4 protein-coding genes and 4 pseudogenes are annotated in these 5,962 nt (G+C 56.2%); 7 read left to right on the top strand and 1 reads right to left on the bottom strand.

From position 1 onward, the window contains the following. The 7 genes and pseudogenes from GT355_RS17775 to katG all read left to right on the top strand — a co-directional run. Positions 1-126: pseudogene (locus GT355_RS17775) on the top strand (IS5/IS1182 family transposase); the annotation flags it as partial. Positions 127-425: 299 nt separating this feature from the next. Beyond that, positions 426-755 (top strand): DUF5789 family protein, encoded by a 330-nt coding sequence (locus GT355_RS17770; protein ID WP_160135834.1) that lies wholly within the window; start codon positions 426-428, stop codon positions 753-755. Positions 756-1,350: 595 nt separating this feature from the next. Continuing rightward, positions 1,351-1,614 (top strand): annotated as a pseudogene (locus GT355_RS17765) (TATA-box-binding protein); the annotation flags it as partial. A gap of 181 nt (positions 1,615-1,795) precedes the next feature. Next, a pseudogene (locus GT355_RS17760) lies at positions 1,796-2,113 on the top strand (TATA-box-binding protein); the annotation flags it as partial. Positions 2,114-2,299: 186 nt separating this feature from the next. Continuing rightward, on the top strand, positions 2,300-2,614 hold the full coding sequence (locus GT355_RS17755) for a hypothetical protein (RefSeq protein WP_160135832.1): 315 nt from the start codon (positions 2,300-2,302) through the stop codon (positions 2,612-2,614). Then, positions 2,611-3,129 carry a PIN domain-containing protein gene (locus GT355_RS17750; RefSeq protein ID WP_160135831.1) on the top strand — a complete coding sequence of 173 codons (519 nt, stop codon included), beginning with the start codon at positions 2,611-2,613 and terminating at the stop codon, positions 3,127-3,129. The genes GT355_RS17755 and GT355_RS17750 overlap by 4 nt, the downstream gene beginning before the upstream one ends. Positions 3,130-3,630: 501 nt before the next feature. Then, on the top strand, positions 3,631-5,781 hold the full coding sequence (gene katG, locus GT355_RS17745; RefSeq protein WP_160135830.1) for a catalase/peroxidase HPI: 2,151 nt from the start codon (positions 3,631-3,633) through the stop codon (positions 5,779-5,781). A gap of 54 nt (positions 5,782-5,835) precedes the next feature. Here katG and GT355_RS17740 read toward each other — a convergent pair. Continuing rightward, positions 5,836-5,962, bottom strand: a pseudogene (locus GT355_RS17740) (IS5/IS1182 family transposase); the annotation flags it as partial.

The following is a 5,962-nucleotide window of genomic DNA, read 5'->3' as shown; positions in this document are numbered from 1 at the left end:
GTCCGTGCCCGAGGCCGCGTTCACGCACGAGCGCAGGTGTTCCTCGCGCTGTGCCTCCGAGTAGTCGTCGCGATCACCAATGATGAACGAGGAGACAACCCCGGCCGCGAGATACTCACTGCATGAGACGGTTTCTATGACACGCTCACAAGCCGCCTGACAACCGCTTCGAGCGGTAATCACCAACCGGGACCGCTAGTTCGGTGAGTAGCAACACAGTCGCGTCGGCGGCGGAACGCTGCCGACTGCGACAGATTCGGCGATTGGAGTTTCAAACCTCCGTCTTTAGCAGCTGCTCGCCATCGGCTCCGCCATCGAATTCACATCTCAGAGACAGTCAACTGGAGAGCTTTGCGAGGTACTGACACTACTTCGGAGGTTCTGGCCATAAGCATCTTTAGTGATGGTTACGAAGCGAACATCTAATGAGCGGAATAGACGAGGCCGACAAGACACGAGAACAGGGAATCGAGTTCGGTGAGCTGGCCGACCGGATTGTCAGCCATGAGTATCCGGCAACGAGCGATGAGTTCATTGACGAATACGGCGACTATGAGGTGGAGTTTCCAGGTGGTACTCAGACACTCCAGAATCTCTTTGAGCCACTTCAAGGAGAGACATTCGATTCGCCCGATGATGCTCGCCAAGCTATCCTAAACATGGTTGATGAGAGAGCAATTGGGCGGAAAGGCTACTCTGACCGAAACTCGCCTGCGATCGGCGAAGAAACCGAGTGGACTCCGGAATCTCTCTAATCCTATTTCCGCAGTTCACCATGAACGTATAGCATGGAGTAAATCGAAATCGCGACAGTATAGTCTGAACTCGGCTATGTTGATTTGCCATGTATAGTCCTGTGTGAGATTTATCCAGCCAATTGGTTCCACCGGTCACTTGCATGAGAAAACTGCCTGCCTGGCTTCAGCTTTGATAGGTCCGGTCTTGCCATCTTGCTTCCCTTTATCCGTCAGGAAACCTTCGTGACCGCGTCGCTGCGGATCACGCTACGCACCTCTCTTTTCATTAGCTCCAATATGCTTCTCAGCCCGCGTAACCGAGGTTCTGGCTATTGTCATCGTGTTGGCTGTGGGAGAGGGCGGGGTGGTGGGTAAAGTTACTGGTCCTTATTCAACTAAGCACGAGTAAATAACAAATCCACTCAAACGCCCAAATACGCCGCATATAGACCGTGATATGGGTATATTGCCATCTATAAACCACATGTCGTGATATAGACACTTTTGTCAAAATGTTTTCATTTAAAATCTGGATTCCTGCGAACTGGACACACCTCGCCGTCCTGGAACCGTTTTTATGACCGCTCTCCATTGGACCGGGTGTGACCTATCTATGAGCGACCACGGGGAAGTCAACGACCCAAAGGAGACGCTTGAAATTCAGAATGTGGTCGCTTCAACAGCGATTGACCAGGAACTCAATCTGGAGTCGGTAGCAATAGATCTTGAAGGAGCGGATTTTGACCCTGATAAGTTCCCTGGGGTAGTTTATCGAATACAGGACCCACACGCGGCAGCACTGATTTTCCGGTCGGGAAAGATCGTCTGTACAGGTGCGGAGTCTGTTCCAGCCGTTCACCAAGCACTTGAGATTGTTTTTGAGTGCTCTATTGAAAATGGATGGCAGCGTAACTTTGTCTGGATTATACCTGATCGAACGGATCGCGCCGGTCGCTGCCAAACCAGTCTGGGAACTCACGATTCTTTCTGACTCAACTGCGTGACGTCTCTATTCAACGTCAGTGAATCCTGCCGCTGTACCGCATTTTCAATAGAGCATTTTTGAGACACTCTCCGATCTTGGAATCGAAGTGAGAAAAAATCCAGACATCGAGGTACAAAACATCGTGACAAGCGGTGATCTCGGTGAATCGTTGAATCTGAATGCGATTGCGATTGGTCTCGGTCTCGAAGATGTCGAATATGAACCGGAGCAGTTCCCCGGACTCGTCTACCGGCTTGACGAACCTGATGTTGTCGTGTTGCTCTTTGGATCGGGCAAGACAGTCATTACGGGTGGAAAGATACCTGCAGATGCCGAAAAGGCGACAGAGGTGCTCATCTCCGAACTCACCGACCTCGGTCTCTTTCACTAAACAACCCACCTGTAACCGACCCCCCACCGTTTCCGATGTTTCTCTCGCTCAACTACATCCCACCTACAAAAGAACAGACACCATCTGCAGGAGAGTTGATCATCGGTACTGCTTCAAGGGTTCCTCGTCTCGTCCTGGTTGTTTCACCGTCAGATTTATCTGTTAGACGATGTGTATGCCATATGTATGAGTGGGGGAACCAAGAGAGTCAACTTCAATTTTCCTCAACACCTCGTTGAGCAGGCCGACGTTCTCGGAGAAGTCGAGCAACGTGACCGGACGGAAATCGTCGTGACAGCACTTCGTGAATATCTGCATGACGCAACCACAGACGAGCAGATCGTACAGGAGGTCGCTGGCGCGTACTACGACGGGAGAATCGATTTTGAGCAACTGCGGGTGTTAGTCGGCCCGGAGAAAGCTGGGAACTTCCGTCTCCTCAAACAGCAGTTGGATGAGGAGTTCATTCACGATGTCGCCGAATCGATGGATTTTGAATGACGCTCCTCGTCGCCGATACCTCATCGCTTGTCAGTGTAGGGTGTGCAGAACACTACGATCCGTCCGCGCTCAGTTTATTATTCGACGGCTTCGATGTGGTTGTTCCTCAGGCAGTCGTTGACGAAATTGAGACGCTCGCTTCCTATGACCATGATCATCGACAGCCAGCAGAAGCAGCGGTAGATGCTCTCGATACTGCTCGGATCGTATCAGAGGTGGACATATCGGAGTCAGTACCACCCCTTGATCTCGGCGAACGAGCGGCAATCGAACTCGCCAACGATGAGCAGTCACAATATCTGCTCTGCGATGAATTCACCAATCTCACCCTCATTGCCAGCGCTTTGGACGACACAGAACTACTCACAACCCCAGCTCTGATCACCGCATTCGTCAATGCCGGTGCCCTTGCGAAGGCTGATGCCCAAACACAGCTCTCTGAGGTCGCTACTCTAAGATCGTGGGAAAACAATTCGTACTACCAACGAGCCCGAAGAGTACTCGACCAACTTTAAACGGTGTCCAGGACGATTGTTTCCCTGACTACGACAGTTACATCTCGGCACCGGAGTATTGTCGTGCCGATCACGTTGAAGTACTACCTATCCGTGAGGCAATACCTCATTGGATTAGATTCCCTCACTTGTCCCGCTCAGCCGGGTATTCTGCCAGATTATCTGTCCGCCCCTGAGCATCATTATGCTCCCAGCAACGAGTACGAGATCTATGACTGGAGAGCTAAGACTTTGAGTTGTACACCGTGCGCCGTCGATACCGCCACCGTGGACGCAGAGTTCGAATGGGACCATGAGTGCGAAGGCCGTGATTATCGCTCGGCTTGGCGTACTTCTCGTGAGTCGTGCACATCTGTCGCTATCGAGCATCTAACCTCTGTTGTCGAACCAACCGTTGCACTGACCGACTTCTCCGAATTCTTAACCATGTCAGCAAGCCAGTGAAGAGCTTGCCAAATCGAGGTCAACAAGCTTAACGCCGATACGATCCTTCGGTTAGATATGACGTGGTCCAACCAAGAGTGGTGGCCAGACCAACTACGACTGGATATCCTTGACGATAACACTGCGGACACTAATCCGTACGGCGAGGGCTTCGACTACGCCGAGGAGTTCGAGAAGCTCGACCTCAATGAAGTGAAGTCGGACATCGAAGACGTGATGACGGACTCACAGGACTGGTGGCCGGCCGACTACGGTCACTACGGGCCGTTTTTCATCCGGATGGCATGGCACAGCGCTGGGACGTACCGAACTGCCGACGGCCGTGCCGGTGCGGCCGGTGGCCTCCAGCGCCTCCCGCCGGAGAGCAGTTGGCCGGACAACGTGAGCCTCGACAAGGCACGCCGCCTACTCCAGCCGGTCAAAAAGAAGCACGGCAAGAGGCTCTCGTGGGGAGACCTCATCGTGCTCGCGGGGAACGTCGCCCTCGAATCGATGGGGTTCGAGACATACGGTTTCGCTGGTGGCCGCGAAGACGAATTCAACTCCAACGAGGCCGTCGAATGGGGTCCCGAAACGGAGTGGGAGACAACCTCGCCTGAGCGCTTTACCGACGGCGAGGTCGGCAATCTCAAAGACCCACTCGGGAACACCGTGATGGGCCTCATCTACGTGAATCCCGAGGGACCGTACGGCGAACCGGACGTCGAGGGATCTGCGGCGAACATCCGCGAGGAGTTCGACCGTATGGCGATGGACGACGAGGAAACCGTCGCGCTCATCGCCGGCGGCCACACCTTCGGGAAGGTCCACGGCGCGGACGACCCCGACGAGCACCAAGGCCCCGAACCCGAGGCAGCGCCAATCGAGGAGCAGGGCCTCGGCTGGAACCACGACTTCGACAAAGCCGGGATGATCAGCAGCGGCATCGAAGGTCCCTGGAACGCTACGCCGATCCAGTGGGATATGAACTATCTCGACAACTTGTTGGACTACGATTGGACCTCCGTCAAGGGGCCCGGCGGTGCCTGGCAGTGGCAGCCAGTCGGCGACGACATCGACGACGCACCCGGCACGCAGGACCCGTCGGAGACGGAACAGCCGATGATGCTGACGACGGACGTCGCTCTGAAACACGACGACGACTACCGGGAGATCCTCGAGCGCTTCCAAGAGAGTCCCGAGGAGTTCCAGGAGGCGTTCTCGCGGGCGTGGTACAAACTGATCCACCGCGACATGGGCCCGCCCGAGCGGTTCCTCGGCCCGGAGGTCCCTGACGAGACGTTCATCTGGCAGGACCCCGTCCCGGACGCCGACTACGAACTCGTCGGCGACGAAGAGATCGCCGAACTCACGGAGAAACTCCTCGCCTCGGATCTCTCACGCTCCCAGCTGGTCAAGACCGCGTGGGCGTCGGCATCGACGTACCGCGACAGCGACAAGCGCGGCGGCGCGAACGGCGCGCACCTCCGTCTCGAACCCCAGCGGAGCTGGGAAGTGAATGAGCCCGAGGAGCTGGAGACGGTACTCGGGACCCTCGAAGCCGTCCAGACGGAGTTCAACGACTCACGCTCCGACGATGTGCGCGTCTCGCTCGCCGACCTCATCGTACTCGGCGGGAACGCGGCCATCGAGGAGGCCGCGGCGGATGCCGGCTACGACGTCGAGGTACCGTTCGAACCCGGTCGTACGGACGCGACACAAGCGCAGACCGATGTCGAGTCCTTCGAGGTGCTCGAACCGAAAGTCGACGCGTTCCGGAACTACTTCGGCGGTGAGTACGACGACCTCTATGACTCCCCGGAGGAGCGGATGGTCGACAAGGCAGAACTGCTGAACCTGTCTGTCCCGGAAATGACGGTGCTCGTCGGCGGGATGCGTATGCTCGGCGCGACCTACCAGGATACTGGCCGCGGCGTCTTCACGGACCAGCCGGGCACGCTCAGTAACGACTTCTTCGTGAACCTACTCGATATGGACTACGAGTGGGAGCCAGTCGATGAAAACAACGAGATCTTTGAGGTCCGCGACCGCGACACCGGCGAGGTCGAGTGGGAAGCCACCCGGTTCGATCTGATCTTCGGCTCGAACGCTCGCCTCCGCGCCACCGCAGACGCCTACTTCGCCGACGACGCCGAAGAGAAGTTCGTCGAGGACTTCGTCGACGCCTGGAGCGACGTGATGGCGCTCGACCGCTTCGACCTCGAGTAGCAATCCGGCCTCCGGAATTGCTTAGCCTGTTGCGAGCGTGTCATAGAATCCGTCTCATGCCGTGAGCATCTCGCGGCCCGGATTGTCTCCTCGTTCGTCGTTGGTGATTGCGACGACCACTCGAAGGCACAATGCAACGAACACCTGCGTCCGCGCATGGACGCGGCCTCGGGCACGGACG

This window comes from Halococcus salsus, assembly GCF_009900715.1.
Taxonomy (GTDB): Archaea; Halobacteriota; Halobacteria; order Halobacteriales; family Halococcaceae; genus Halococcus; species Halococcus salsus.
The sequence above is the reverse complement of the archived record's forward strand: the minus strand, read 5'-3'. Positions and strand labels throughout refer to the sequence as shown.